We start from the raw sequence: 25,503 nt of genomic DNA, 5'->3' as shown, positions 1-25,503 counted from the left end.
AGTCGCAATCACGTACTGGCAACCCCCGGATGAGCAAACCATGACCCGCCCAAGATTCCTGCCCGACAACTTCACCCTGACCTTGATCAGCGTCGTGCTGCTGGCCAGTTTCCTGCCGGCCAGCGGGCAGGTCGCGGTGGGGTTTGGCTGGCTGACCAACATTGCCATCGCGCTGCTGTTCTTCCTCCACGGCGCCAAACTGTCGCGTGAATCAATCATCGCCGGTGCCGGCCACTGGCGCCTGCACCTGTTGGTGTTCGGCCTGACCTTTGTGCTGTTCCCGATCCTCGGCCTGGCGCTGAAACCGCTGCTGTCTCCGCTGATCGGCGACAAGCTGTACATGGGCATGCTCTACCTCTGCGCGTTGCCCGCCACCGTGCAGTCGGCGATTGCCTTCACCTCGCTGGCCCGGGGCAATATTCCGGCAGCGATCTGCAGTGCGGCGGCCTCGAGCCTGTTCGGGATCTTCCTCACCCCGTTACTGGTGACCCTGCTGTTGAACGTACACGGCGATGGCGGCTCGACTCTTGATGCAATTCTGAAGATCAGCGTGCAACTGCTGCTGCCGTTCATTGCCGGGCAGATCGCTCGCCGCTGGATCGGTGCGTGGGTCGGACGCAACAAGAACTGGCTGAAGTTTGTCGATCAGGGTTCGATTCTGCTGGTGGTTTATAGCGCGTTCAGCGAGGCGGTCAACGAAGGCATCTGGCATCAGATTCCGGTGGTCGATCTGCTGGGGTTGGTGGTGGTCTGCTGCATCCTGCTGGCGCTGGTGCTGCTGGCGTCGACCCTGCTGGGCAAGGCGTTCGGCTTCAGTCAGGAGGATCGCATCACCATTCTGTTCTGCGGTTCGAAGAAGAGTCTGGCCACCGGCGTGCCGATGGCGCAGGTGTTGTTTGCCGGCAGCACCATCGGCGTGTTGATTCTGCCGCTGATGCTGTTCCATCAGATTCAGCTGATGGTTTGTGCGGTGCTGGCGCAGCGTTATGCCAAGCGGCCGGAATCGGTGCCGGAGTTGATGGCGCAAGTTGATCCGTAATGCAGTGTTGCCCGGCGGTCAGCCATCGCGAGCAGGCTCGCTCCCACAGTTGACCGCACAGGGCATTACAGCGCAAGAATCCTTCAATCCTGAGTAACGTGTTTCGGCCCGGCCAGTGCCCAGGCAATCAGGCCAAACAACGGCACGAACACGATGGCGATAATCCACACGCCTTTGTTGCTGCCTTTACCGGCGCTTTTGCGCACGCGGTTGATCGCCCACAATTCAATGAGCACAAGAACGACGGCGAGTACGATCCAGACGGGTTCAATTTGCATGGGCTACCTCCTGATGGTCTTTCAGTTAGGTGAGCCTCGGCGCGCAGGGTTCATTTAAATTGCGCCACTGCCTCCCGAATACTTCACCGCCGCGGCTGCCCGCGACGGCACATTGAGTGTGCGCAACAACGACGACACATGGATGCGCACGGTGAACGGCGAGATATCCAGTTCCCGAGCGATTTCCTTGTTGGTCTTGCCTTGGGCGATCAGCCGCAACACATCCTGCTGACGCGGGGTGAGGGCGGTGCCGGTCTCCAGCGGCAACAGCCCGGAAGGTGCAAACCTGACCAGCACTTCGCCTTCACGGATCGCCAGAATCGCCTGGCCGATCTCATCCGGGGCGATGTTCTTGCCAATGAAACCGTCGATGCCGGCCGCCATCACTTCACTGATCAGCGCCTCGTCGTCGACCATCGACACCACAATCAGCGTGGTGCGCGGCAGTTTTCGGCGCAGGTCGGCGAGTTGGCTGATGCAGGTCAGGCCAGGGAAGCGCAGGTCGAGAATCAACGTGTCCGGTTCGCTGCCGTTGGGCAGCAAGGCCAGCACGGCGTCGAGGTCCCCGGCTTCTTCGATAGTCGCTTCGGGCAGCAGGCGCTGCACGGTGCGCAGCATGGCCTCGCGAAACATCGGGTGATCGTCGGCTATGATGATGCGGCATGTCATGGCGTGACCCTCCCTGGATCAGTGTTGTTTATGGCATGCACCATAGCACCGCGCGCCAGGGTCGCCTGTCGATTGGTGTTGAATCTGACGACTGTTGCACAAGGACGTTGCCCATGAAGTTCGAGAAAAACACCGAACTCGACCAGGCCAATCTGCGGATCATCATCGCCAGCATTGCCATGGTTTACATCGGCGTGCTCGGTGTGCTGCCGGGTCAGCGCTTCGATACTTATCTGCCGGTAATGACTTACATCTTCGTGTTTCTGCTGGTGTCGGTCGGCTTGCGCCAGGCCATTGCGCGCTGGCCCGGGCATTACCCGGCGCGGCGGATTTTCGGCATGGTCCACGATTACACCGGCACCTGTTTCGGCCTGGTGCTCGGCGGTGAAGCGGCGTTGCCGCTGTACGCGGTGATCATCTGGGTCAATCTGGGCAACGGCATGCGCTACGGCTCGCGCTATCTGGCGATTGCCACCGGTCTGGCGCTGGTGGCGCTGCTGGCGGTGTATCGCTTGACGCCGGTGTGGCAGGCGCAACCGTTCATGGTGTTGATGTTGATGCTCACCAGCACGGTGATCCCGTTCTACGCGCACTTGCTGCTGGAGCGCACGCGCAAGGCGTCGGAAGAAGCCGTCGCGGCCAATCTGGAAAAGTCGCGGTTTCTCGCCCAGGCCAGTCACGATCTGCGTCAACCGATTCACTCCATCGGTCTGTTCACGGCGTGCCTGCGCGAGTCGCGGCTCGGCGAGCAGGAGCGGCAACTGGTCGACAACATCGACCGTTCGTTGCTCAACGTCTCGCAGTTGTTCCGTTCGATTCTCGACCTTTACACCCTCGACAACGGGCGCATCCTGCCCAGGCTGCAGGTGTTCAATCTCGGCGAGTGGCTGGCCGATCTGATCCGCCAGAACGCCGAGGCCGCGCGCTGGGCCGGCGTGGAGTTGCGCCTGCGCCCATGCAAACACTGGGTGCAGAGCGATCCGGCGGTGCTCGCGACCCTGGTGCAAAACGTGCTCTCCAACTGCTTCAAGTACGGCGCGCAACGCCCGGTGCTGATCGGCGTGCGCAAACGCGGCGGCGGGCTGGCCATCGTGATTTATGACCGCGGCAACGGCATTGCCGAGGAGCACCTGCCGAGGGTCTTCGAGGAGTTTTATCGGGTGCGTCAGGTACGCGACAAAGACGTGGAAGGCGTCGGCCTCGGCCTGTCGATCGTCAAGCGTCTGGGACAGTTGATTGGCGTCGATGTAGCCTTGCGCTCGCAGCTTGGGCGCGGCACGGCGGTCACGCTGTATGGCTTGCCGCTGGCCATGGCACCCCAGTTGCCGGTCAATCGTGACGATGTGCGGCAGGTCGGCCTGTTGACCGGGCTGAAGGTGTGTCTGGTGGAAGATGACCGCAACGTGTTGCTGGCGACGTCCGCGCTGCTGGAGCGCTGGGGCTGCGTGGTGCAGGGCGAGTTGAGCGGACAGGGTCTGGTCACCGATTGCGACATCATCGTCGCCGATTACGATCTGGGAACGCATTCCACGGGTATCGAGTGCATTGACGCTGTGCGGCGCCAGCGTGGTTTTGCGGTGCCGGCGATGATCATCACCGGGCACGACATCGAGAAAATACAGGCGGCCTTGCACGACCGCCAAATTGCCATCCTGTCCAAACCGGTACGCCCGGCCGAGCTGCGCGCGACCTTGCGAGCCCTGCGCGACCGGCAAACCGAGCCGGTCGCGCAGATCTGATTTCAACGCTTGCAGAGGTAGTCCTGAGTGATGGTGGTTTGCAGGCAGTTGAACTGGCCCATGGTGCGGCAGATATTTTTCTCCGAACCGGTCACCTCGGCGTTCTTGTAGCCCCAGGTCTTGCAGCGCTCCATCGCGACAGTCAAGCCTTGCGCGGCGTTGGTCTGGCCGCTTTCAAACTGGCCCAATTCGTAGGAGACCTGGACGACACCGTCGTTCTTGCTGCCGCCGGTGGCTTCCCATTGTTTGGGCGTGGCGCAGCCGCTCAGGGCGAGGGCGGTGAGGGTGAGAGTTGCGATCAGGGTTTTCATGATGGAACGTAGTCCTTTACCGGGGATGAGGGATTACTGGAACGGAATCGGCGAGGCGCCTTTCGGCAGGCACGACAGTGGCGGGCTCATGATGCCCATGCTCGCCACGGCGACAATCGCGCCGCTGGGCAACTCGCAGTTGTATTCGCCGGCCGGGGTGTAGGCGGTGTAGTAGGTGAGGGTGCTGTCGCTGCGGATGTTGTCGATTTTCGACACCGGTTTACCGATGACCGTCTGGGCGCGTTCTTTCATGCTGGCTTCGGTGGGCTTGGCGGTCTGGCAGCCGCTGGCGCCAAGCAGCAGAGCACTGACGATGGCCACTCTGCAGAGGTTGGAATGCAGTTTCATGGTGTTTCTTCCTTGGTGTTGTTCTGATTTCCAGGCACAACGATCCCGCGCACTGCACAGCGGCAATGTTGGGGAGCATCGGGGGGTGCGAGGGAATATAACGCCGGGTGGCGGGGCGGTCGATTAGCACAAATGTGCTAGTGCGACCTGAGGCGATAGTCGTTTAGCTTCCTTGCAGGCCGGTGCAAAAAAGGAAATCAGTCTAAAAACACCGAGGCGGATCTTGTGGCTTTTGCTAGGCTCAAGGATGTAGGCGAAGACGCAGACTGATGCGCAAGCGGATAGCAAGGGGACGTGGGGCGCGTTCCGAAGGGTACACGGTTAGAAAGATCTCCGCGCTGAGATCCAGCCCTTATGCCGTGTGAGGCAGCAAAGCGCCGCTCTTTTTCCATGGTTGCTTTTGTACTGTGAGAGGCCCGATAAACCTTGTAAGCCAGAGACCAGCACTGGCCGCCTACTCGAACACCAAAGCCCGCATTGCTGCGGGCTTTGTCATTGTTGCAGGATCAGATTTTCGTCAGTGCGTGCGCCAGATCGGCGCGCAGGTCTTCGAGATCCACCGAAAAACGCACAATGCCATCACCGATATCCAGTTTTGCCGGGGTTCAATTGGGATCAGGCAAAACGGCCGGAGCTGTTGTCAGTGACGGAACCGATGGCGAAGTTGATCCCCGACGCTTTTATGCCTCGCTGAAAGGGATCTCGCCGTAGCGACGGAATGCGAAATCATTAAGACGCCGCGAGTGATGCGTTGAATGAGAGTTTATAGACTGTTGCTCGGACATTATCCTGCTCTCACGATTCTGGTTGCCGGTGACACTCATACTAAAAGGAATCTGTTCGAATGCTGAAAGAGGAAAAAAAGGACGCGATTTTTATTTCCTATGCGTGGGGTGGGTCGCTGCAGCAAAAGGAATGGTTACGCCAGCGCATTATCGAGCCTCTTGATTGGAAATATCGAGTGTTCTGGGATCGGGACAGTATTGGATTCGGTGAATCGATCGACAACGTCATTGCCCGTGCGCTAGAGCAACGGCCGATCAATGTGTTTTGTATTTGTGACAGCGACTATCTGGTCGCAGCGCAGCGGGTCAACTCTGGCTTGCATCGAGAACTGCAGATGCTGACGCAAATCGCTGATCACGTTGGCGTCAGGATCATTCCATTGATTTTCGACGCCGATAGCTCAGCGGACTTGCCAGAGCCGCTGGCAGGCAGGGCTTACCTGAATGTTCATCCGTTACATGAGCGCGGTTTGGACTTGAGCTCTTTATTACTCGGTGTAGCTGACGGAGCGACGCAGGCACAAGTGAGCACCAATATTGCGGAAAGGCTCAAGGCATATGATCTGCGCCAGCGGGCCAACGCTTATTTCAGGCGTCAGAACATGGAGTTATGGGGGACTGCACGTACTCATGAAGTGCGGGTGTTTCAAACTGGGCAGCAACCGCGATTGTTACTCCCGGCTCAGTGGATGTGGGATAGCGACGAGTGGGGGGGCATGCTGGGTGACGATAATCCGACGTATTGCCCTTCAAAAGGACGCTGGCATTGGGATTACTTTAGTCCGTCGCGAGGCATGTGTGCGCTGGGAACCGCGACCATGTCGGCGTTTTTTCCGGATCGTGAAAGCTCGGGCGACCAAGCAATGCTGACTTCGGCTGGTGCGATTCTGGCCAGAAGCGTATTCGCCATGACTTATAAGACTGAGTCGTTCAATCTCGCACCTGCCGAACTGATCAATATCCTTCTCAACGACGCCGAAGGCTACGCAGCGCTAGAACATCTGGTGTAATCGAATACATAGCCGGCCGCCCGCTATTTTCCGGAAAGAGTGTCCTGTTGGGGGGCTGGTCGCTGAGGGGCAGACAATGTCGATTGCGTGCTCGCTGTCTCGGGCGGCGAGGGTGTATTTGGAGACACCAATGGATAGATCGCAAAAGCGAGTCCAAAAATACCGATAAAAAATCCGCCTGTCGTGTAGTACTTCTGTTGCTTTCGTTCTTTGTCGTTTACGGCGAGCAGTTCACGTATTTGGTTGGCTAACGGTTCCATGGACTGTGCAGGGGTCGTCAACTGCTCTCGCAGGCGCTCAAGGTGGATTCTTATTTCCTTGGGCATTCCCTCGAAAGGCTCCGTCTCTTTCATCTGTGCGATATAGCTTTCTACCAAATCTCTGTGTGCACTCAACTCGGTGTTTCTTCCTGTCAGTATTTCCCTGAGCAGTCGTTGCAGAATCCAATAGATGCGCTCGTTCCTGACCTGGCGAGAAGCGGCAATTTGCAGGATTTGCGGCCATGAAGGCTGGCTGATTTTGATGGCCAGAATCAAGTCTTCGTTGAAATCCTTCTCCCATTTTGATTTGAAATAGTCTTCAAGTGCAGACGTCAGAACCCAGGCAAGAAACATGAATGCACAAATGATTACGACGAAACTTATAGCGATTGCTATCCAGGTTTGCATGAACACTCCATTTTCATTGCGCAGATATAAAGTAAATAGACTTGGGATTTCGAGCCGGATCTGTGAATAGCGCGACGTGCCTGGGGCATATTCCGCCGACCAGTGATTCTGCCCGGAGGCAAGGCTAAGTGCCACTATTTCCGCATGGTGGCCTGCAATGCTTGGTTCAAAGTGCAACATTGAATGGTTGCAAGGAGAGGTTTGTTCGTACTGTGAGAGGCCCGATAAACCTTGTAAGCCAGAGACCAGCACTGGCCGCCTACTCGAACACCAAAGCCCGCATTGCTGCGGGCTTTGTCGTTGTTGCAGGATCAGATTTTGGTCAGTGCGTGCGCCAGATCGGCGCGCAGGTCTTCGAGGTCTTCGACCCCCACCGACAGACGCACCAGGCCATCGCCGATTCCAAGTTTTGCGCGGGTTTCAGCGGGAATGGTCGCGTGGGTCATGATCGCCGGGTGCTCGATCAGGCTTTCGACACCGCCGAGGCTTTCGGCCAGGGCAAAGATCTTCACGTTTTCCAGAAAACGCCGTGCGCCCTCCAGATCACTGTTCAGATCCACCGAAATCATCCCGCCAAAACCGTACATCTGCCGCTTGGCCAACTCATGTTGCGGGTGCGACGGCAGGCCCGGGTAGTAGACGCGTTTGACCTGCGGTTGCTGCTCCAGCCACTTGGCCAGTTCCAGCGCGTTGCTGCAATGACGCTCCATGCGCAGCGCCAGGGTTTTTACCCCGCGCAGGGTCAGGAATGCGTCGAACGGCCCGGAGATCGCGCCGACCGCGTTCTGCAGGAAGCCGAGTTTTTCCGCCAGTTCAGGGTTCTGCCCAACCACTGCGATACCACCGATCACGTCGGAGTGACCGTTCAGGTACTTGGTGGTCGAGTGCAACACGATGTCGAAACCCAGTTCCAGCGGACGCTGAATGTACGGGCTGGCAAAGGTGTTGTCGGCGACGCTGATGATCCCGCGTGCACGGCAGATGCGCGCAATCGCGGCCAGATCCGACAGGCTCAGCAACGGGTTGGTCGGTGACTCGACAATGACCAGGCGTGTGTCGTCCTGCAGCGCCGCTTCGAACGCCGACAGGTCAGTCAGATCGACGTAGCTGAAACGATGCCCGGCACTGCGCTGGCGCACCTTGTCGAACAGGCGGAACGTGCCGCCGTACAGGTCATTGCCGGAGATCACGTGCGATCCGGCATCGATCAGTTCGAGGACAGTGGAAATCGTCGCCAGCCCGGAAGCGAAAGCGAAGGCGCGGGTGCCACCTTCCAGATCCGCCACACAGCGCTCCAGCGCAAAGCGCGTCGGGTTGTGCGAGCGCCCGTAGTCGAAGCCCTTGTGTACGCCGGGGCTGTCTTGCAGGTACGTCGAGTTGGCGTAGATCGGCGGCATCAGCGCACCGGTGGTCGGGTCAGGCTCTTGCCCGGCGTGGATCACCCGGGTCGCGAAGCCTTGGGATTTATCGTCGTGCTGACTCATGCGAGGGATCTCCGTAATTGGTTGAGCATGTCGGTGCGGGTGATCAGGCCGTGGAAGCCCGAGGCGTCGGCGATGATCGCCACCAGGCCGCGACTGAGCACTGATTCCAGCTCAGAGAGGGGCGCACCGGGGGCGAGGGTTTGCAGTTTGTCGGTCATCACGCTGGAAACCGACTGGCTGAAGCGTGCGGCGTCTTCGTGCACGGGCAGCAGGATGTCCGATTCGTCGATCACGCCGACCAGTTGTTTGCCTTCAACCAGCACCGGCAGTTGCGAAACGTCCGCCAGACGCATGCGCTGGAACGCGGTCAACAGGGTGTCGTCGGGACCGACGCTGATCACGCGGCCATCTTCGAAACGTCGGGCGATTAGATCGCGCAGGTCGCCATAGCGTTTGCGCTGCAACAGGCCCTGATCGGTCATCCACTGGTCGTTGTAGACCTTCGACAGATAACGCGTGCCGGTGTCGCAGACGAAGCTGACCACGCGTTTCGGCTCGGTCTGTTCGCGGCAGTAACGCAGCGCGGCGGCGAGCAGGGTGCCGGTCGACGAGCCACCGAGAATGCCTTCGGCGCGCAACAACTGGCGCGCGTGGTCGAAGCTTTCTTCATCGCTGATCGAGTAGGCGTGGCGCACGCTGCTGAGGTCGGTGATCGACGGAATGAAATCCTCGCCGATGCCTTCTACCGCCCACGAACCGGGGGTCGGCATCGTGCCGTCGCGGCTGTACTGAGCCATTACCGAACCGACCGGGTCGGCGAGGACCATCTCCAGATCCGGTTGTACGCGTTTGAAGAAGCGACTCAGGCCGGTCAGGGTACCGGAGGAACCGACACCGACCACGATCGCGTCCAGATCATGCTCGGTCTGCGCCCAGATCTCCGGCGCGGTGCTGCACTCGTGTGCCAGCGGGTTGGCGGGGTTGTTGAACTGGTCGGCGAAGAACGCGCCGGGAATGTCTTTTGCCAGTCGTGCGGCCACGTCCTGGTAATACTCGGGGTGGCCCTTGCCGACGTCCGAGCGGGTGATGTGCACTTCGGCGCCCATGGCTTTCAAGTGCAGGACTTTCTCGGTGGACATTTTGTCCGGGACTACCAGCACCACGCGGTAGCCTTTGGCGCGGCCGACCAGTGCCAGGCCCAGACCGGTGTTGCCGGCGGTGGCCTCGACGATGGTGCCACCCGGTTGCAGGCGGCCGTCGCGTTCAGCGGCATCGATCATCGCCAGACCGACGCGGTCCTTGATCGAGCCGCCGGGGTTTTGTGATTCCAGTTTGAGAAACAGTGTGCAGAGGCCGGTATCGAAGCGGGTAACTTGTACCAGCGGCGTATTGCCGATCAGCCCAAGTACGGCAGGGCGTGAATCCTTTGACATTTCTTCACCTCTTGTAGTGGTGTTGATCGCGTTCCATTCGCGGGGAAAAGCTCGCGTGCAACATAGGCGCAGACATGATCTGTCGCAACCTTTAGTCAGCCGCCGATACAGCCATTTCGATCTAACCATAGAACAGAATCGAAGCCTGCAAAGGCTGGGTTCCAGAGGGTTTACATCATGGCGCCATTGAGTATTCAAAGGGCGTCGTAACCGTCCCCCACCGCTTGATCTGCGGACGAATATCCTGCAGGGCAAACGGTGTTTTCAGCGAGCACTCTGCTGATGGCTGATCATGAGGGAAACTTGTGATCATCAAGATTAAAATGAGTTTGTCTCACTAGCGCTCGATCCCGACAATGGCCGCCATCAACAAGACATTGGAGTTGTTTGTCATGGCACTGGCCCATTCCCTCGGATTTCCGCGCATCGGTCGCGACCGCGAACTGAAAAAAGCGCAAGAGGCGTTCTGGAAAGGAGAACTGAACGAGGCCGGCCTGCGTGAAGTGGGTCGCGAGTTGCGCAAGGCCCACTGGGCGTTGCAGAAGAACGCCGGGATCGAGCTGCTGCCGGTGGGGGATTTCGCCTGGTACGACCAGGTGCTGACCCACTCGCTGATGTTCGGAGTGATCCCCGAGCGTTTCCGTCCGCACGATGGCAAGGCCAGCCTGCAGACCCTGTTCAGCATGGCCCGTGGCGTCAGCGACAGCTGCTGCGGCGGTGCGCACGCCCAGGAAATGACCAAGTGGTTCGACACCAACTACCACTATCTGGTCCCGGAATTCAGCGTTGATCAACAGTTCCAGCTCGGCTGGGAGCAGTTGTTCGAAGAGGTCGAAGAAGCCCGCGCACTGGGGCATAACGTCAAACCGGTGATCATCGGGCCACTGACTTATCTGTGGCTGGGCAAGGCCAAAGGCGCCGAGTTCGACAAGCTGGAACTGCTCGATCGCCTGCTGCCGCTGTACGGGCAGATTTTCGCGCGGCTTGCCGCCCTCGGCGTGGAATGGGTGCAGATCGACGAGCCGATTCTGGTGCTCGATTTGCCGCAGGAGTGGAAGAACGCTTTCGAGCGTGCCTACAACCAGATCCAGCGTGATCCGCTGAAGAAACTGCTCGCCACCTACTTCGGCGGTCTGGAAGAAAACCTCGGTCTGGCGGCGAACCTGCCGGTCGACGGTTTGCACATCGATCTGGTGCGTGCGCCGGACCAGTACCCGACCATCCTTGATCGCCTGCCGGCCTATAAAGTGCTGTCGCTGGGTGTGGTCAACGGCCGCAACGTCTGGCGCTGCGACCTGGAACATGCGCTGGCGACTTTGCAGCATGCACATGAGCGTCTGGGTGATCGCCTGTGGGTCGCGCCGTCCTGCTCGTTGCTGCACAGTCCGGTGGATCTGGGCCGCGAAGACAAACTCGATGCGGAGCTGAAAAGCTGGCTGGCGTTTGCCGTGCAGAAGTGCGAGGAAGTTGCGGTGCTGGCGCAGGCGGTCAACCAGCCGGAAGCGCCGAAAGTGCTGCGCGCCTTGGCCCAAAGTCGCTCGGTGCAGACCAGCCGCGCCGCCTCGCCACGCATTCATAAACCGGCGGTGCAGGCCCGTGTGGCGGCCATTACCGCGCAGGACAGTCAGCGCCAATCGCCATTTACCCAGCGCATTGCCCAGCAACGCGCCGGTCTCGATCTGCCGCTGTTTCCGACAACGACTATCGGTTCGTTCCCGCAAACCGCGTCGATCCGTCTGGCGCGGCAGTCGTTCAAGCAAGGCAAGCTGAGCGAAGCCGAATACACCGAAGCCATGTACAGCGAGATCCGTCACGCCGTGCAAATCCAGGAGCAACTGGGCCTCGACGTACTGGTGCACGGAGAAGCCGAGCGCAACGACATGGTCGAGTACTTCGCCGAGCAACTCGACGGCTATGCGTTCACCCGTTTTGGCTGGGTACAGAGCTACGGTTCGCGCTGCGTGAAACCGGCGGTGATCTTCGGTGATTTGAGCCGTCCGCAAGCCATGACCGTGGAGTGGATCCGCTACGCCCAGGGCCTGACCGGCAAGGTGATGAAAGGCATGTTGACCGGTCCGGTGACCATGCTGATGTGGTCGTTCCCGCGCGAAGATGTGTCCCGTGAAGTGCAGGCGCGGCAACTGGCGCTGGCGCTTCGTGACGAAGTGGTGGATCTGGAAGCCGCCGGGATCAGGATCGTGCAGATCGACGAAGCCGCATTCCGCGAAGGTCTGCCGCTGCGCCGCGCGCAATGGCAGCACTATCTGGACTGGGCAACCGAAGCGTTCCGCCTGTGTGCCTCCGGTGTACGCGACGAAACGCAAATCCACACGCACATGTGCTACAGCGAATTCAATGATGTGATCGAGTCCATCGCGGCGATGGACGCCGACGTGATCACCATCGAAACCTCGCGCTCGGACATGGAACTGCTGGAGGCGTTCGAGGCCTTCGATTACCCGAACGAGATCGGCCCGGGCGTTTACGACATCCACTCGCCACGGGTGCCGGATGCTTCGGAGATGGCCAGCCTGCTGCGCAAGGCGGCGCAGCGGATTCCGGCGCAGCGGTTGTGGGTCAACCCGGACTGCGGTCTGAAAACCCGTGGCTGGCCGGAGACTGAAGCGGCGTTGGTGCACATGGTTACCGCTGCCCGGCAGTTGCGCAAAGAACTGGCGTAAAGCGCTAACTCCGTCTCTGTGGGAGCGGGCTTGCTCGCGAAAGCGGAGTGTCAGCTAAATAATTTTCGACTGACACTCCGCCTTCGCGAGCAAGCCCGCTCCCACACTGGAGTGTGTAGGGTGTCAGTGACGGCTCATCAAACCGTGCAACACACCGAGGCGCAGCCCCGGTTCCGACGGCACCATCTGCGAAATGCCAAACACCTTGAACGCCGCCAGCATCAGCACCAGCCCACCGGGCAAAATGCTCTGGCGATGCGGCTGCAGACCGGCGAGTTTCAACTGCTGCACGTTCTTCACCTTCAGCAGCAACAGCGACAAACGCAACAACCCGCCATAGGTAATGCCGTCCTGACCGAAATCGTTCAAGCGATTGGCTTTCAGCACTTTCGCCAGCATCCGCGCCGTGCCGGAGGAACCAATGGTCTGTTGCCAGCCCTGAGCGCGATAGCGGCGGGCGACTTTCTCGAATTGCAGGATCGCCACGCGCTCGGCTTCCTGCAGCGCACCGGGCGCAATCCGTCCGTCAGGGAAATAGCGTGCACCCAGAGTGCCGCTGCCGATGGCGATGCTTTCGGTGAGCAGCGGCTGCGAACCCTGGCCGAGAATCAGCTCGGTGGAACCACCGCCGATGTCGACCACCAGGCGCATGTCTTCGGCGCCCGGCAGGGTATGGGCGACGCCGGCATAGACCAGTCGCGCCTCTTCATGGCCGGAGATGACGTCGATGCGAAAGCCCAGATGACGTTCGGCACTGTGCAGAAACAACTGCGCATTGTCGGCCTCGCGCACCGCGCTGGTCGCCACTGCCCGCACCTTGCCGGCCTCGAAGCCGCGCAGTTTCTTGCCGAACCGCGCCAGCGCCTGCCAGCCACGATCCAGCGCCATTTCGTCCAGTGCACCGCCGTCGAAGCCCTCGGCCAACCGCACCGGTTCACGCAGGGTTTTGACTTCCTGAATCATGAAACCCTTACGACTGCGCACCGACTGGCCGATCATCATCCGAAACGCATTCGAACCCAGGTCGATGGCGGCAAACAGCGAGGCGTCTTCTTTCATGGGAATCCCTGCAAAGCATCCGTCGAAGGCTCAAGACGGTTTGCGAGGATTCTGCGGTGCGCTTGATGACATCCTGATGACGGGGCAGGGGCGGTTCAGTGAATTGTTGGCTGTCATGACACTGTCATTATCCGGCGACTATCCTGACCCCAATACATCGCGTGTTCTTAAAGTTTTTGCTGCCTCTTTGGGCAGCTTTTTTTTGCCCGCGATTTGGCAATCCCTACGCAAGGTTTGCAATCGTGGGCGTCGCCTGGCTAATATACGATCCATATACACTTCGTATCGGAATCGGATATGGGCATCGTAAAGATTTCAGAAGACATGCACGAGAACCTGCGCATCTCCAGCAACGCACTCAGCCGCTCGATCAACGCGCAGGCCGAGCACTGGATGCGCATCGGCATGCTCGCCGAGCTGCACCCCAACCTCGACCACAGCGCCATTTGCCGCTTGCTGATCCGCGCCGAACAGAACGGCGGGCTGGATCTGCATCAACTGACTCAGGAAGCCGTCAGCGCATGAGAAACCAGATCAAGATCAATACCCCCGCCGAAATCGCCCAGTCCCGTGCTGCCGGCAAGCTGGCCGCCGACGTGCTGGCGATGCTGGTGCCGCACGTCAAGGCCGGGGTGACTACCGATGAGCTGGATCGGTTGTGCAACGACTACATCGTCAACGTGCAGAAAGCGATTCCGGCCAACGTCGGTTATCACGGTTTCCCGAAAACCGTCTGCGCTTCGGTCAACGATGTGGTGTGCCACGGCATCCCCTCGGGCACGCCGCTGAAGGATGGCGACATCGTCAACCTCGACATCGCGGTAATCAAGGATGGCTGGTTCGGCGACACCAGCCGCATGTACGTGGTCGGCGAGGCGACGCCTGAAGCACAACACCTGATCAAGACCACCTACGACGCGATGTGTGCCGGCATCCGCATGGTGCGTCCGGGCGCGACGCTGGGCGACATCGGTCATGCGATCCAGAGTCTGGCGGAGAGCGAAGGTTTCAGCGTGGTGCGCGAGTATTGCGGCCACGGGATCGGCAAGGTGTATCACGATGAGCCGCAGATCCTGCATTACGGCTTTCCCAATCAGGGCATGAAGCTCAAGGCGGGGATGATCTTCACCGTCGAACCCATGCTCAATGCCGGCAAGCGCCATGTGAAGAACATGCCGGACGGCTGGACGGTGCTGACCAAGGATGGCTCGCTGTCGGCGCAGTGGGAGCATATGGTCGCGGTGACGGAGACCGGCTTCGAAATCCTGACGGCGTGGCCGGATCAGATTGAAGGATTTGCACCGATTAACTAAGCGCCACAAAAAAACTGTGGGAGCGGGCTTGCTCGCGAAGGCGGTGTGTCATTCAACATAAACAGTGACTGACACACCGCCTTCGCGAGCAAGCCCGCTCCCACAAGGGGATTTGCGGGGTTACCGAGATCCTCAGTGGGCGCCGGCGGCTTTGTTGAGGTCGCTGTCGGTCCATTCGGTGTAGACGCAGGCGTCCGCCGTCGCCCAGCGCACTCGCACCGGTTCGCCAGCCTTGAGCGGCATGCCCGCCGCCGACAGCGCTTTGACCGTCATCGAAGTACCGCCCGACGTCACTACGCTGCAGGTCTGGCTTTCGCCAAGAAACAGCACCTCCACGACCTTGGCCGACACCTCATTCCAACCGGCGGCCAACGGCTCATCGCTCGCCTGCTGCACACTCAGCGCCACAGCTTTTTCCGGCCGCACCATCAGCAGCACATCCTGATCGGTGTGCAAGCCGGCAGTCAGGCGAATCGACAACGACTGCCCCTCAAAGCTCGCCGCCGCATTGCCTTGGGCCTTGAGCTTGAGGAAGTTCGAGTTGCCGAGGAACGACGCGACAAACGCATTCGGCGGGTTCTGATACAGGTCATAACCGCTGCCCAAACCAACAATCTTGCCGTGACTGAAAATCGCGATGCGCTGCGACAGGCGCATGGCCTCTTCCTGATCGTGGGTGACGTAGACGATGGTGATGCCCAGGCGCCGATGCAGCTGGCGCAGTTCATCCTGCAAGTCTTCGCGCAGTTTTTTATCCAGCGCACCGAGCGGTTCGTCCATCAGCAGGATGCGTGGCTCATAGACCAGCGCCCGGGCGATGGCGACGCGTTGCTGTTGTCCGCCAGACAACTGCGAAGGGCGGCGATGGGCGAACTGTTCGAGCTGCACCAGTTTCAGCATCGCATCGACGCGCTTGTCACGTTCGGCGGCAGCGAGTTTGCGAATCGCCAGCGGGAAAGCGATGTTGTCGCGCACCGACAGATGCGGGAACAGCGAATAACGCTGGAACACCATGCCGATGTCGCGTTTGTGCGGCGGCACGTTAACCAGCGACTGACCGTTGACCAGGATCTCGCCGCTGCTCGGGGTTTCGAAGCCGGCGAGCATCGACAACGTGGTGCTTTTGCCCGAGCCGCTGGAGCCGAGGAAGGTCAGGAACTCGCCGTCCTTGATGTCCAGCGAGATGTTGTCGACGGCGGCAAAGTCGCCGTAGTGCTTGTTCAGATTGCGCAGGCTGACCAGGGGTTTGTCGTTCTGCTGGGATGCGTCTTTGATCACGGCACTCATGTCGTACTCCTGGGCGCTCAGGCGCTGATTTCGTTGCGCCGGCGCAGCGCGGCGGCGATCACCATGACCAACACCGACAGGCCGATCAGCAGCGTCGAAGCGACGGCGATCACCGGGGTCAGGTCCTGGCGCAGGGTGGTCCACATTTTCACGGGAAGGGTTTGCAGGGTCGGGCTGGCCATCATCACGCTGAGCACCACTTCGTCCCACGAAACCAGAAAGGCGAAGAGGGCGCCGGCGACCATGCCCGGACGGATCGCCGGAAAGGTCACCTTGAACACCGCTTGCAAGCGTGAGGCGCCGCAGATCACCGCCGCGTCTTCAATCGACTGATCGAACAGCTTCAGCGAGTTGATGATCGAGATGATGGTGAACGGCAGCGCGACGATCACATGGCTGACCACGAAGGCGAACAGGGTCCCGGTGTAACCGAGCTTGAGAAACAGCGCGTACACCGCCACCGCGATGATCACCAGCGGCACGATCATCGGCAGGGTGAACAGGCCGTAGAGCATTTCCCGACCGGGGAAGCGTCCGCGCACCAGAGCAAACGCGGTTGGCAGACCGAGCGCCACGGCGCAGATCGTGGTCAGCACGGCAACCTTGAGGCTGGCCGCAGCGGCGTTCATCCAGTCGGCGTTAGAGAAGAACTGGCCGTACCATTTCAGCGTCCAGCCCGGCGGCGGAAATACCAGCCACTGCGACGAACCGAACGACAGCAGAACGATGAACACGATCGGCAACAGCAGGAACAGGCCGATCAGCCCGGTGGTGGCGTAGAGCCCGAAACGCATCCGGCGGCTCATGGCATTGGGAGTCAGGAGCATCTCGGCTTACCTCGCGTTGCTGGCGCCAACCGGGGATTCCGGCTGAAGCTTCAGGTAGAAGTAGAACAGCACCAGGGTGATCGCGATCAGCAATGCGGCGCCGGCACTGGCCAGGCCCCAGTTGAGGAACGATTGCACCTGCTGAATGATGAACTCCGGCAGCATCATGTTCTGCGCCCCACCCAGCAGCGCCGGGGTGACGTAGTACCCGAGCGACATCACGAACACCATCAACCCGCCGGACGCCAGACCTGGCCGGCACAGCGGCAGGAACACCCGGAAGAAGTTGGTCCACGGACTGGCGCCGCAGATCGAGCCGGCCTGCAGAATCATCGGGTCGATGGCCTGCATGGTCGCCTGCAACGGCAGGACGATGAACGGGATCATGATGTAGCTCATGCCGATCACCACGCCGGTCAGGTTGTGCACCATTTCCAGCGGCTGATCGATGATCCCCAGCGCCATCAGCGCCTTGTTGATCACGCCCGAGGCTTGCAGCAGCACCAGCCACGAATAGGTGCGGGCGAGCAGGCTGGTCCACATCGACAGCAGCACGATGTTGAGAATCCAGCGGCCCCAGCCGCGCGGTACCAGGGTGATCGCCCAGGCCAGCGGAAAGCCCAGCAACAGGCTGAAAATCGTTACCAGTCCGGCCACCGAAAAGGTGTTGAGCAGCACCCGTGCATACGCCGAGTTGGCGAACAGTTGTTCATAGTTGCCAAGGCCCGGGGTCGGTTCCAGCACGCCGCGCAACAGCAGGCCAATCAACGGCGCGAGAAAGAACAGGCCGAGGAACAGCAGTGCCGGGACGAGGTTGCCGGCGCCGCGCCAGCGTTGTCTGAGGGACGGGGCTTGCGCCATTGCACTCGCCTTGCCTGTGGCCGGACCGGCAGCGCTCGTGGCGCTCCCGGTGGCAGTGGAGGGACGGGACGCGGTGGCCGCCATTTTCATTTGACCAGCCATTCGTTCCACCGTGTCGCGATGGCTTGACCGTTCTTGGCCCAGTACGCGAAATCAAGAGTGATCTGATCCTTAGCGTAGGCAGTCGGCAGGTTCGGGGCCAGCACCGAGTCCAGGCGCGCCACGCTGTCGACGTTGACCGGGGCGTAGGCGGTCAGGTTGGAGAAGTCGGCCTGACCTTTGGCACTGCTGGCGTTGGCCAGAAACTTCATCGCCGCGTCCTTGTTTTTCGAGCCTTTTGGAATCACCAGAATGTCGGCCATGACCAGGTTCTGCTTCCAGCTCACGCCGACGGGTGCGCCGTCTTCTTGCAGGGCGTGAATGCGGCCGTTCCAGAACTGGCCCATGCTCGCTTCACCGGAGGCCAGCAGTTGCTGCGACTGCGCGCCGCCGCCCCACCAGACGATGTCTTTCTTGATGGTGTCGAGTTTCTTGAAGGCGCGATCAAGGTCCAGCGGGTAGAGCTTGTCGGCCGGCACGCCGTCGGCCAGCAGCGCCAGTTCGAGCACGCCGGGGCTTGGCCATTTGTACAGGGCGCGTTTGCCGGGGTAGGTCTTGGTGTCGAACAGCGCGGTCCAGTCTTGCGGCTTGGCCGCGCCGAGCTTGCCTTCGTTGTAGCCGAGGACGAAGGAGAAGAAGAACGAGCCGACGCCGTAATCGCTGACGAAACGCGGGTCGATCTTGTCGCGCTGAATGACTTTGAAGTCGAGGGGTTCGAGCAGGCCTTCGGCGGCGGCGCGCAGGGCGAAATCGGCTTCGACATCGACCACGTCCCACTGCACGTTGCCGCTTTCGACCATGGCTTTGAGTTTGCCGTAGTCGGTCGGGCCGTCCTGCACCACGGTGATGCCACTGGCCTTGCTGAACGGATCGGCCCAGGCCTGTTTCTGCGCATCCTGGGTGCTACCGCCCCAGCTGACGAAGTTCACGCTTTCGGCGGCCATTGCAGCCTGGCCGGTCACGCTCAGCAGTCCCGCAAAAAGGATTGCGGTTGCAGCTTTGTTCAACACCATTTTCACGCCCTCATTGTTGTGTTTTTGAGCGGGCTTGCGTTGTTGCCCGCCTGTCGGGAGCAGTAGCCGGACGGTTTTTCAGGTCGTTCGGTCTATGGAATATCATATTATGGTATTCCAAGCTTTGTGCAAGCACTTTGCCTTACCGGTTATCTGGCGGAGCCATTTTTTGTCGTTCGAGGAAATGGGGTTGAAACGCAAAACCCCTTGTGGGAGCGGGCTTGCTCGCGAATGCGTTGGGTCATTCAACATTGATGTCGACTGATACGGCGCCTTCGGGAGCAAGCCCCCTCCCACAGGGGAACGTGGTGTTCTGTGGAGTTATTCGGTGAAGGGGATGCTCTCGACCACCTCCAGGTCATACCCGGTCAGCCCCGCATACTTCAGCGGCGGCCCCAGATGCCGCAGCTTGCCCACCCCCAGATTCTGCAGAATCTGCGCCCCTGTACCGACCTCGGAGTAAATCCGCGATTGCGAACGACTGAACTGTCGCGGCGGCTGGGTCAATTGCGGTACGCGCTCAAGCAATGCCTGGGACGATTCATGGTTGGCCAGCACCACCACGACGCCATGACCTTCAGCCGCGACCCGTTGTAGCGCCGCCCACAGCGTCCAGTTGCTCGGCCCGTTGTATTCGGCGCCGACCAGATCACGCAGCGGATCGATCACATGCACGCGCACCAGCGTCGGCTCTTCGCGACGCAGATCGCCCATGACCATTGCCATGTGCACGCCGCCCTCGATGCGGTCTTCAAAGGTGATCAAGCGGAACGTGCCATGCACCGTCGGCAGTTCACGCTCGCCGATGCGTTCAATGGTGTGCTCGGTGCTCAGACGGTAGTGGATCAGGTCAGCGATGGTGCCGATCCTGATCCCGTGCTTGCGCGCAAACACTTCCAGATCCGGACGCCGAGCCATGGTGCCGTCATCGTTCATCACCTCGACGATCACCGAGGCCGGGGTGAAACCGGCGAGGCGTGCCAAGTCGCAACCGGCCTCGGTGTGACCGGCGCGGGTCAGCACCCCACCTTCCTTGGCGCGCAGCGGGAAGATGTGCCCGGGTTGCACCAGGTCTTCAGCGCGGGCGTCTGTCGCCACCGCGGCAGCGACAGTTCGCGCGCGGTCAGCTGCAGAGATGCCGGTGGTGACGCCGACTGCCGCTTCAATCGACACGGTAAACGCGGTGCTGAACACGCTGCCGTTGCTCGGCACCATTTGCTCAAGGCCCAGGCGCTGGCAGTGTTCGTCGGTCAGTGTCAGGCAAATCAGCCCGCGCGCCTCACGCGCCATGAAGCTGATCGCCTCGGGTGTGCAGCAGTCGGCGGCCAGCAGCAGGTCGCCTTCGTTTTCCCGATCTTCGTCATCGACCAGCAGGACCATTTTGCCGAGGCGATAATCTTCGAGGATTTCTTCGATGCTGTTGAAGGCCATGCTGGACTCTCAGGGTTTGTTGGAAATATATTGGTATACCATAATACAAAATCAACAAAGAGGTCACTATGAAGGCGTACTGGATTGCCCACGTGGATGTCGACGATGCCGAGCACTACAGCCAATACACCCAGCGCGCACCGAAGGCGTTTGCCGAATTCGGCGCCAAGTTTCTGGCCAGGGGCGGGCGCAGCCAGGCGCTGGAGGGCAGGGCTACGCCTCAGCGTAGCGTGGTGATCGAGTTCGAGAGCTACGAGCAGGCGCTGGCGTGCTACCACTCGGCGGCGTATCAGGAGGCGAAAAGTTATCGCGAGGATTGGGCGAGGGCGGAGATCGTCATTGTCGAGGGCATTGCTCCACTTTAAGCAACACCCCAAACCCCCTGTGGGAGCGGGCTTGCTCGCGAAGGCGTCGTGTCAGTCGATAGAAATGTTGAATGATTGACCGCCTTCGCGAGCAAGCCCGCTCCCACAGGGGAAACGGTAATCCTCAGCGGATGAAGTGGATTTTCCCGCTGTCATCATTGCCCATATAGATCCCATACACCCCGGCCTGACGCTCCTCGATATAGCGCTCGAGGATCTGCCGGATCGCCGGGTAATAAATCTTGTCCCACGGAATGTCCTCAGGGGCGAAGAATTTGTAGTCCAGGGTTTCCGGGCCGAACTGGCCGGTGATCTCCAGTGCGAGGGCGCGGAAGATGATGTACACCTCGCTGATCTTCGGCACGCTGAAAATCGAATACGGCGAGACGATTTCCGCGCGCACGCCGCTTTCTTCCCAGACTTCACGCAGCGCCGCCTGCTCGGTGGTCTCGCCGCTTTCCATGAAGCCGGCCGGCAGTGTCCAGGTGCCCGGACGCGGGGGGATCGCCCGTTGGCACAAAAGGTATTTGCCGTCCTGCTCGATGATGCAGCCGGCGATGATCTTCGGATTGACGTAGTGGATGTAGCCGCAGCCGCGGCACATCAGGCGCTCGTGCGTATCGCCCGGCGGCACCTGCTGACCGAGGTCAGGGCCACCGCATTTCGGGCAAAAGCTCGGGCTGAACATGTCAGTGACCTATGCGCGGTTCTTTCAGCGCGATCGGCAGGGTGATGTTCGGCGTCGCGCCGGTCTCTTCCTGTTTGCGCTTGAGGTAATCGAGGGCCACGGCGGCCGCGGCGCGCACGTGATCGACGCAGGCCTGATGCGCCGCCAGCGCATCACCGCTCTTGATCGCCTCGACCATTTTTTCCATTTCCTGATTACTCGCGCCGCGACGGTTTTCCTGGGACACCGAAGTCGCCCGCAGGTAGCTGATGCGTGCCTGCAACTGGCGCAGTTGAGTGGCCGCGACATGGTTGCCCGAGCCTTCGAGCAGCACGTCGTAGAAACCCTGCACCGAGTCGATCACCTGTTGCAGTTCGCCGTCCTTGAGTGCCTTGCGGTTCTCGTCGAGGGCTTTTTCCAGGGCCTTGATGTCCTTGGCCTTGGCGCGCAGGGTGAACAACTGGACGATCAGGCCTTCGAGCACGCAGCGCAGCTCGTAGATGTCGACCGCATCGGCGAGGGTGATGATCGCCACCCGTGGGCCTTTGGCATCGGCGAACTCGACCAGACCTTCGGACTCCAGGTGACGCAAGGCTTCGCGCACCGATGTGCGACTGACACCGAGGCGATCGCACAGATCGCGCTCCACCAGACGATCGCCGGGCATGAGCTGGAAATTCATGATCGCGCTACGCAGTTTATCCAGCACGATTTCGCGCAGGGTAACGGGGTTGCGATTGACCTTGAAGCTGTCGTCGAGTGGCTGGCGTTTCATGGGGTCCGCTCTTTACTGTGGCTGTCCATGCCAGACGGGCATCAAAACAGCCGAGGGGTTAACTGGAGGCCTCGGCGTCGGCTTCGGCGAAGGCTTCACGGGCGAGCCGGAAACTGTCCACGGCTGCCGGGACGCCGCAATAAATACCGACCTGAAGCAGAATTTCGCGTATTTGCTCACGACTCAGGCCGTTACGCAAGGCGCCGCGCACACGCAGCTTGAGTTCGTGCGGGCGGTTGAGCGCCGAGATCATCGCCAGGTTGATCATGCTGCGCTCCTTGAGCGACAAACCCTCACGCCCCCAGACATGGCCCCAGCAGTATTCGGTGACCATTTCCTGCAACGGGCGGGTAAAGTCGTCGGCGTTCTCTATTGAACGCTGCACGTAGGCTTCGCCCAGCACCTGGGTGCGGATCTTCAGGCCTTTTTCGTACTTTTCGTTACTCATCATTCCTCCTGTCACCCTGGTTCTCCTTGTGGGAGCGGGCTTGCTCGCGAAGGCGTCGTGTCAGTCGACATCAATGTTGAATGATCCACCGCATTCGCGAGCAAGCCCGCTCCCACATTGGGATTTGGGTGTGTTAATCAGGCCAGGGTCGGCAACGGCCCGAGCTTGCCCTTGTGATAAATCATCGGCGTCACCGGTTGCTCGGGCAGGATCAGGTTCTTCACCGCGCCGACAATGATCGCGTGATCACCACCGTCGTATTCACGCCACAACTCGCACTCGATGATCGCCGTGGCCTTGGCGAGGATCGGGTTACCGAGTTCGCTCAAATGCCACTCGATGTGCTTGGCCTTGTCCTTGCCTTTACCGGCAAAGGCGCAGGCCTCGGCGGTCTGGTCGGCGGACAGCAAATGGATCGCGAATTTCTTGCTGTCGCGCAGCACCGGGTAGGTGTCGGAAGCGTAGTTGGGGCAGAACAGCACCAGCGCCGGATCAATCGACAGCGCGCTGAAGGCGCTGGCGGTGATGCCGACGATGGCGCCCTCCGGGTCGAGGGTGGTGACCACCGTGACCCCGGACGGAAACGAGCTCATGACGTCTTTGTAAATGCCGGGTTCGATCATGTCGCAGGACTCCTAGCGCATCACAAACGGATCAGGCATCGGGGCCTGAGAGAGATTGATCCACACCGTTTTCAGTTCGGTGTAGGCCAGCACCGAATCGATGCCGCTTTCGCGTCCATAGCCACTGTTCTTGAAGCCGCCGATCGGCGCCATCGCCGACACTGCACGGTAGGTATTGACCCAGATGATCCCCGAACGCACGTCGCGCGCCAGGCGATGGGCGCGGCCCAGGTCGCGGGTCCAGATGCCGGCGGCGAGGCCGAACTGCGAGTCGTTGGCGATCGCCAGCGCCTCGGCCTCGTCTTTAAAGCGAATCACTGAAGCCACCGGGCCGAAGACTTCTTCCTGCATGATCTTCATCGAGTTGCGGTCGCACTCGAACAGCGTCGGCTCGTAGAACCAGCCGTCACCCAGATCCGCCGGACGCTTGCCGCCCGTGCGCAAACGCGCGCCTTCAGCGATGGCATCGGCCACCAGACCTTCGACCACCGCCAGTTGCTGCGCAGTGGCCATCGGGCCCATTTCGCTGTGGTCTTCCTGCGGGTTGCCGATGCGGATGCGCTGGGCGCGTTCGACCAGGCGGTTGACGAACTCGTCGTAGATTTCGTCCTGCACCAGCAGGCGTGAGCCGGACACGCAACTCTGACCGGAGGCCGCATAAATCCCGGCGATTGCGCCGTTGATCGCGCTGTCCAGATCGGCGTCGGCGAAGATGATGTTTGGCGACTTGCCGCCGAGTTCCAGCGACAGTTTGGCGAAGTTTTCGGCGCTGCTGCGCACCACGTGCCGGGCCGTGGCCGCGCCGCCGGTGAAGGCGATCTTGCGGATCAGCGGATGGCGGGTGAGGGCGGCGCCGGTGCTCGGGCCGTAACCGGTGACGACGTTGACCACGCCCGGCGGAATCCCGGCTTCGAGGGCCAGACGCGCCAGCTCAAGGATGGTCGCCGAAGCGTGTTCGGACGGCTTGATCACAATGGTGTTGCCGGCGGCGAGGGCCGGGGCCAGTTTGATCGCGGTCAGGTACAGCGGGCTGTTCCATGGAATGATCGCGGCGACCACACCCATCGCTTCGTGCACGGTGTAGGCAAACAGGTCGGGCTTGTCCAGCGGCAGGGTGCCGCCTTCAAGCTTGTCGGCCAAGCCTGCGGTGTAGTGGAAGAACTCCGGCAGATAACCGACCTGACCACGGGTTTCGCGGATCAGTTTGCCGTTGTCGCGGCTTTCCAGCTGCGCCAGTTGTTCCTTGTTGTCCGCGATCAGGTCACCGAGACGCCGCAGCAGTTTGCCGCGCGCGGTGGCGGTGAGGCCGCGCCAGGCCGGGCTGTCGAAAGCCGTCTGCGCCGCTTGCACGGCGCGTTCGACATCGGCTTCATCGGCGTCGGGCAGTTCGGCCCAGGCTTGCGCGCTGGCCGGGTTGAGGCTTTCGAAGGTCTTGCCGGAGAGGGCGTCGACCCATTCTCCGCCGATGCACATCTGGAAGCGTGCGAGTGTCATGCAACGATCCCCTTTATATGGTTTTGTCGGGAGTGTGCGTATTCGAGAAATTCCAGCAGCGTCTGGTTGACCAGGCGCGGCGACTCTACCGGCATCATATGCCGTTGCTCGGGCAGCACCGCAACCTTCGCGCCGGGGATGCGTCGGGCCAGTTGCTCGGCCATTTCCGGGGTGGACCCGGGGTCGAGTTCGCCGGTGGCGATCAACGTCGGCGCCTGAATACTGCCCAGGTCGTCGGCGCGGTACATGTCCTGGGTCGCGAACAATTCGTAGGTGGTCAGGTAACCCTGCGGATCGTTGCCGGCCAGGGTCTGGCGAATGGCCGCGATCTGCGCCGGGTTGGCCGCCTGATATTCACGGCTGAACCAGCGTGACAGCGCCGCTTCGGCGTTGGCATCCGGCCCGTGTTCAGCCGCCTGCGCGGTCCGGGCGATGACCCCGGCACGCTGTTCTTCGCTGCGGTTGAATACGCTGTTGAGCACCACCAAACTTTGCAGGCGCTCCGGGTAGTGCAGGGCAAACGCCCGCGCCACCAGCCCGCCCATGGAGAAACCGATCACCGCTGCCTGAGGCAGATTCAGGTGATCGAGCAGCTCCAGCAACTGATCGGCATAACCGAGCAGGCCGGTGCCGCTGGCCGGGCGCGGGCTCGCGCCATGGCCGAGCATGTCGTAGGCGATCACCCGGTATTGGGCAGACAGGCCAACGATCTGGCCGCCCCACATTTCTTTATTCAGGCCCACGCCGTGGATCAAGACCACGGGCTGGCCTTGGCCGGTCGCCAGGTAACTGGTGCCAGCCGGGGTGAGTTCAGCGGTGAGCCGAATCATGGAGCGCTCCTGCAATGCCTTTTTAT

Annotated in this window: 26 protein-coding genes and 1 pseudogene; 8 read left to right on the top strand and 19 right to left on the bottom strand. The window is 60.7% G+C overall.

The annotated features are described in order from the left end of the window. Positions 1–40 precede the first annotated feature (40 nt). Positions 41–1,039, top strand: a complete 999-nt coding sequence (locus M0814_RS01590) for a bile acid:sodium symporter family protein (RefSeq protein ID WP_103483297.1) — start codon at positions 41–43, stop codon at positions 1,037–1,039. A gap of 83 nt (positions 1,040–1,122) precedes the next feature. Here M0814_RS01590 and M0814_RS01585 read toward each other — a convergent pair whose 3' ends face one another. Together M0814_RS01585 and M0814_RS01580 are read right to left on the bottom strand one after the other, a co-directional pair. After that, a complete protein-coding gene (locus tag M0814_RS01585) occupies positions 1,123–1,317 on the bottom strand; it encodes a PLDc N-terminal domain-containing protein (protein ID WP_003225742.1) in 195 nt (64 codons plus the stop codon). Positions 1,318–1,371: 54 nt separating this feature from the next. Beyond that, the gene (locus tag M0814_RS01580; protein ID WP_003225741.1) at positions 1,372–1,986 is read right to left on the bottom strand and encodes a response regulator transcription factor; all 615 of its coding nucleotides are present in this window, start codon (positions 1,984–1,986) and stop codon (positions 1,372–1,374) included. A gap of 113 nt (positions 1,987–2,099) precedes the next feature. Here M0814_RS01580 and M0814_RS01575 point away from each other — a divergent pair, with 113 nt between their 5' ends. Beyond that, entirely contained in the window at positions 2,100–3,725 is a 1,626-nt protein-coding gene (locus M0814_RS01575) for a hybrid sensor histidine kinase/response regulator (RefSeq protein WP_103483298.1), read from the top strand. A gap of 2 nt (positions 3,726–3,727) precedes the next feature. Here M0814_RS01575 and yecR read toward each other — a convergent pair whose 3' ends face one another. After that, the gene (gene yecR / locus M0814_RS01570; protein ID WP_003225737.1) at positions 3,728–4,036 is read right to left on the bottom strand and encodes a YecR family lipoprotein; all 309 of its coding nucleotides are present in this window, start codon (positions 4,034–4,036) and stop codon (positions 3,728–3,730) included. A gap of 33 nt (positions 4,037–4,069) precedes the next feature. Beyond that, complete coding sequence (locus M0814_RS01565) at positions 4,070–4,384, bottom strand: hypothetical protein (protein WP_003225735.1); 315 nt, start codon at positions 4,382–4,384, stop codon at positions 4,070–4,072. 844 nt (positions 4,385–5,228) lie between these two features. Between M0814_RS01565 and M0814_RS01560 the strand changes: the two genes are divergently transcribed. After that, entirely contained in the window at positions 5,229–6,179 is a 951-nt protein-coding gene (locus M0814_RS01560; RefSeq protein WP_103486692.1) for a toll/interleukin-1 receptor domain-containing protein, read from the top strand. 23 nt (positions 6,180–6,202) lie between these two features. On the opposite strand, the gene M0814_RS01555 is transcribed toward M0814_RS01560, so the two are convergent. The 3 genes from M0814_RS01555 to M0814_RS01545 all read right to left on the bottom strand — a co-directional run bounded on the left by M0814_RS01555 (position 6,203) and on the right by M0814_RS01545 (position 9,704). Continuing rightward, the gene (locus M0814_RS01555; protein ID WP_146774695.1) at positions 6,203–7,027 is read right to left on the bottom strand and encodes a hypothetical protein; all 825 of its coding nucleotides are present in this window, start codon (positions 7,025–7,027) and stop codon (positions 6,203–6,205) included. A gap of 131 nt (positions 7,028–7,158) precedes the next feature. Further along, entirely contained in the window at positions 7,159–8,331 is a 1,173-nt protein-coding gene (locus M0814_RS01550; RefSeq protein WP_103486469.1) for a cystathionine gamma-synthase, read from the bottom strand. Next, positions 8,328–9,704, bottom strand: coding sequence for a cystathionine beta-synthase (locus M0814_RS01545; protein WP_003225732.1), 1,377 nt, complete (start codon positions 9,702–9,704; stop codon positions 8,328–8,330). Before M0814_RS01545 ends, M0814_RS01550 begins: the two co-directional genes overlap by 4 nt. 392 nt (positions 9,705–10,096) lie before the next feature. Here M0814_RS01545 and metE point away from each other — a divergent pair, with 392 nt between their 5' ends. Then, entirely contained in the window at positions 10,097–12,385 is a 2,289-nt protein-coding gene (metE, locus tag M0814_RS01540; RefSeq protein WP_103486470.1) for a 5-methyltetrahydropteroyltriglutamate--homocysteine S-methyltransferase, read from the top strand. A 123-nt stretch (positions 12,386–12,508) separates the two neighbouring features. On the opposite strand, the gene M0814_RS01535 is transcribed toward metE, so the two are convergent. Further along, complete coding sequence (locus M0814_RS01535; RefSeq protein ID WP_003225729.1) at positions 12,509–13,444, bottom strand: Ppx/GppA family phosphatase; 936 nt, start codon at positions 13,442–13,444, stop codon at positions 12,509–12,511. A 297-nt stretch (positions 13,445–13,741) separates the two neighbouring features. Between M0814_RS01535 and M0814_RS01530 the strand changes: the two genes are divergently transcribed. Both M0814_RS01530 and map read left to right on the top strand, forming a co-directional pair. Then, positions 13,742–13,969: a ParD-like family protein gene (locus tag M0814_RS01530; RefSeq protein WP_003225727.1), complete on the top strand. Its 228-nt coding sequence runs from the start codon at positions 13,742–13,744 to the stop codon at positions 13,967–13,969. After that, positions 13,966–14,757: a type I methionyl aminopeptidase gene (gene map / locus M0814_RS01525; RefSeq protein WP_103486468.1), complete on the top strand. Its 792-nt coding sequence runs from the start codon at positions 13,966–13,968 to the stop codon at positions 14,755–14,757. Before M0814_RS01530 ends, map begins: the two co-directional genes overlap by 4 nt. A 132-nt stretch (positions 14,758–14,889) precedes the next feature. Here the strand turns inward: map and M0814_RS01520 are convergent, their stop codons facing one another. The 5 genes from M0814_RS01520 to ribBA all read right to left on the bottom strand — a co-directional run bounded on the left by M0814_RS01520 (position 14,890) and on the right by ribBA (position 20,275). Further along, complete coding sequence (locus tag M0814_RS01520) at positions 14,890–16,044, bottom strand: ABC transporter ATP-binding protein (RefSeq protein WP_103486566.1); 1,155 nt, start codon at positions 16,042–16,044, stop codon at positions 14,890–14,892. A gap of 17 nt (positions 16,045–16,061) precedes the next feature. Next, positions 16,062–16,871, bottom strand: a complete 810-nt coding sequence (locus M0814_RS01515) for an ABC transporter permease (RefSeq protein WP_003225722.1) — start codon at positions 16,869–16,871, stop codon at positions 16,062–16,064. A 6-nt stretch (positions 16,872–16,877) separates the two neighbouring features. After that, the gene (locus M0814_RS01510; RefSeq protein ID WP_003225721.1) at positions 16,878–17,822 is read right to left on the bottom strand and encodes an ABC transporter permease; all 945 of its coding nucleotides are present in this window, start codon (positions 17,820–17,822) and stop codon (positions 16,878–16,880) included. After that, the gene (locus tag M0814_RS01505) at positions 17,819–18,844 is read right to left on the bottom strand and encodes an ABC transporter substrate-binding protein (RefSeq protein WP_003225720.1); all 1,026 of its coding nucleotides are present in this window, start codon (positions 18,842–18,844) and stop codon (positions 17,819–17,821) included. The genes M0814_RS01510 and M0814_RS01505 overlap by 4 nt, the downstream gene beginning before the upstream one ends. A gap of 321 nt (positions 18,845–19,165) precedes the next feature. Then, the gene (gene ribBA, locus M0814_RS01500) at positions 19,166–20,275 is read right to left on the bottom strand and encodes a bifunctional 3,4-dihydroxy-2-butanone-4-phosphate synthase/GTP cyclohydrolase II (protein ID WP_103486565.1); all 1,110 of its coding nucleotides are present in this window, start codon (positions 20,273–20,275) and stop codon (positions 19,166–19,168) included. A 68-nt stretch (positions 20,276–20,343) separates the two neighbouring features. On the opposite strand from ribBA, the gene M0814_RS01495 reads away from it, so the two are divergent. Further along, a complete protein-coding gene (locus M0814_RS01495; protein WP_103486564.1) occupies positions 20,344–20,640 on the top strand; it encodes a DUF1330 domain-containing protein in 297 nt (98 codons plus the stop codon). Between the two features lie 124 nt (positions 20,641–20,764). Here the strand turns inward: M0814_RS01495 and M0814_RS01490 are convergent, their stop codons facing one another. The 3 genes from M0814_RS01490 to M0814_RS01480 are packed head-to-tail and all read right to left on the bottom strand — an operon-like array spanning position 20,765 to position 22,530. Further along, the gene (locus tag M0814_RS01490) at positions 20,765–21,328 is read right to left on the bottom strand and encodes an NUDIX hydrolase (protein WP_003225717.1); all 564 of its coding nucleotides are present in this window, start codon (positions 21,326–21,328) and stop codon (positions 20,765–20,767) included. Between the two features lies 1 nt (position 21,329). Next, complete coding sequence (locus M0814_RS01485) at positions 21,330–22,082, bottom strand: GntR family transcriptional regulator (protein ID WP_045122494.1); 753 nt, start codon at positions 22,080–22,082, stop codon at positions 21,330–21,332. Positions 22,083–22,140: 58 nt separating this feature from the next. After that, positions 22,141–22,530 carry a carboxymuconolactone decarboxylase family protein gene (locus tag M0814_RS01480; protein WP_103486563.1) on the bottom strand — a complete coding sequence of 130 codons (390 nt, stop codon included), beginning with the start codon at positions 22,528–22,530 and terminating at the stop codon, positions 22,141–22,143. Between M0814_RS01480 and M0814_RS01475 the strand changes: the two are divergent. Beyond that, a pseudogene (locus tag M0814_RS01475) lies at positions 22,529–22,645 on the top strand (metal ABC transporter ATP-binding protein); the annotation flags it as partial. The gene M0814_RS01480 and the pseudogene M0814_RS01475 sit on opposite strands and share 2 nt — an antisense overlap. A 22-nt stretch (positions 22,646–22,667) precedes the next feature. On the opposite strand, the gene M0814_RS01470 reads toward M0814_RS01475, so the two are convergent. From M0814_RS01470 to M0814_RS01460, 3 genes are read right to left on the bottom strand one after another with little or no spacing between them, the layout of a single operon-like run. Then, on the bottom strand, positions 22,668–23,153 hold the full coding sequence (locus tag M0814_RS01470; protein ID WP_103484451.1) for a flavin reductase family protein: 486 nt from the start codon (positions 23,151–23,153) through the stop codon (positions 22,668–22,670). Positions 23,154–23,165: 12 nt separating this feature from the next. Then, a complete protein-coding gene (locus M0814_RS01465; RefSeq protein ID WP_103484452.1) occupies positions 23,166–24,647 on the bottom strand; it encodes an aldehyde dehydrogenase in 1,482 nt (493 codons plus the stop codon). Beyond that, the gene (locus M0814_RS01460; RefSeq protein WP_103484453.1) at positions 24,644–25,477 is read right to left on the bottom strand and encodes an alpha/beta fold hydrolase; all 834 of its coding nucleotides are present in this window, start codon (positions 25,475–25,477) and stop codon (positions 24,644–24,646) included. The genes M0814_RS01465 and M0814_RS01460 overlap by 4 nt, the downstream gene beginning before the upstream one ends. Between the last annotated feature and the right edge of the window lie 26 nt (positions 25,478–25,503).

The organism is Pseudomonas sp. MWU12-2020, assembly GCF_023100605.1.
GTDB lineage: Bacteria > Pseudomonadota > Gammaproteobacteria > Pseudomonadales > Pseudomonadaceae > Aquipseudomonas > Aquipseudomonas fluorescens_H.
The sequence above is the reverse complement of the archived record's forward strand: the minus strand, read 5'-3'. Positions and strand labels throughout refer to the sequence as shown.

Excerpts from the sequence above, each read along its gene's own strand:
- M0814_RS01590 (WP_103483297.1), top strand. The coding sequence starts at position 41 with ATGACCCGCCCAAGATTCCTGCCCGACAACTTCACCCTGACCTTGATC.
- M0814_RS01585 (WP_003225742.1), bottom strand. The coding sequence starts at position 1,317 with ATGCAAATTGAACCCGTCTGGATCGTACTCGCCGTCGTTCTTGTGCTC.
- M0814_RS01580 (WP_003225741.1), bottom strand. The coding sequence starts at position 1,986 with ATGACATGCCGCATCATCATAGCCGACGATCACCCGATGTTTCGCGAG.
- M0814_RS01575 (WP_103483298.1), top strand. The coding sequence starts at position 2,100 with ATGAAGTTCGAGAAAAACACCGAACTCGACCAGGCCAATCTGCGGATC.
- yecR (WP_003225737.1), bottom strand. The coding sequence starts at position 4,036 with ATGAAAACCCTGATCGCAACTCTCACCCTCACCGCCCTCGCCCTGAGC.
- M0814_RS01565 (WP_003225735.1), bottom strand. The coding sequence starts at position 4,384 with ATGAAACTGCATTCCAACCTCTGCAGAGTGGCCATCGTCAGTGCTCTG.
- M0814_RS01560 (WP_103486692.1), top strand. The coding sequence starts at position 5,229 with ATGCTGAAAGAGGAAAAAAAGGACGCGATTTTTATTTCCTATGCGTGG.
- M0814_RS01555 (WP_146774695.1), bottom strand. The coding sequence starts at position 7,027 with ATGTTGCACTTTGAACCAAGCATTGCAGGCCACCATGCGGAAATAGTG.
- M0814_RS01550 (WP_103486469.1), bottom strand. The coding sequence starts at position 8,331 with ATGAGTCAGCACGACGATAAATCCCAAGGCTTCGCGACCCGGGTGATC.
- M0814_RS01545 (WP_003225732.1), bottom strand. The coding sequence starts at position 9,704 with ATGTCAAAGGATTCACGCCCTGCCGTACTTGGGCTGATCGGCAATACG.
- metE (WP_103486470.1), top strand. The coding sequence starts at position 10,097 with ATGGCACTGGCCCATTCCCTCGGATTTCCGCGCATCGGTCGCGACCGC.
- M0814_RS01535 (WP_003225729.1), bottom strand. The coding sequence starts at position 13,444 with ATGAAAGAAGACGCCTCGCTGTTTGCCGCCATCGACCTGGGTTCGAAT.
- M0814_RS01530 (WP_003225727.1), top strand. The coding sequence starts at position 13,742 with ATGGGCATCGTAAAGATTTCAGAAGACATGCACGAGAACCTGCGCATC.
- map (WP_103486468.1), top strand. The coding sequence starts at position 13,966 with ATGAGAAACCAGATCAAGATCAATACCCCCGCCGAAATCGCCCAGTCC.
- M0814_RS01520 (WP_103486566.1), bottom strand. The coding sequence starts at position 16,044 with ATGAGTGCCGTGATCAAAGACGCATCCCAGCAGAACGACAAACCCCTG.
- M0814_RS01515 (WP_003225722.1), bottom strand. The coding sequence starts at position 16,871 with ATGCTCCTGACTCCCAATGCCATGAGCCGCCGGATGCGTTTCGGGCTC.
- M0814_RS01510 (WP_003225721.1), bottom strand. The coding sequence starts at position 17,822 with ATGAAAATGGCGGCCACCGCGTCCCGTCCCTCCACTGCCACCGGGAGC.
- M0814_RS01505 (WP_003225720.1), bottom strand. The coding sequence starts at position 18,844 with ATGGTGTTGAACAAAGCTGCAACCGCAATCCTTTTTGCGGGACTGCTG.
- ribBA (WP_103486565.1), bottom strand. The coding sequence starts at position 20,275 with ATGGCCTTCAACAGCATCGAAGAAATCCTCGAAGATTATCGCCTCGGC.
- M0814_RS01495 (WP_103486564.1), top strand. The coding sequence starts at position 20,344 with ATGAAGGCGTACTGGATTGCCCACGTGGATGTCGACGATGCCGAGCAC.
- M0814_RS01490 (WP_003225717.1), bottom strand. The coding sequence starts at position 21,328 with ATGTTCAGCCCGAGCTTTTGCCCGAAATGCGGTGGCCCTGACCTCGGT.
- M0814_RS01485 (WP_045122494.1), bottom strand. The coding sequence starts at position 22,082 with ATGAAACGCCAGCCACTCGACGACAGCTTCAAGGTCAATCGCAACCCC.
- M0814_RS01480 (WP_103486563.1), bottom strand. The coding sequence starts at position 22,530 with ATGAGTAACGAAAAGTACGAAAAAGGCCTGAAGATCCGCACCCAGGTG.
- M0814_RS01470 (WP_103484451.1), bottom strand. The coding sequence starts at position 23,153 with ATGATCGAACCCGGCATTTACAAAGACGTCATGAGCTCGTTTCCGTCC.
- M0814_RS01465 (WP_103484452.1), bottom strand. The coding sequence starts at position 24,647 with ATGACACTCGCACGCTTCCAGATGTGCATCGGCGGAGAATGGGTCGAC.
- M0814_RS01460 (WP_103484453.1), bottom strand. The coding sequence starts at position 25,477 with ATGATTCGGCTCACCGCTGAACTCACCCCGGCTGGCACCAGTTACCTG.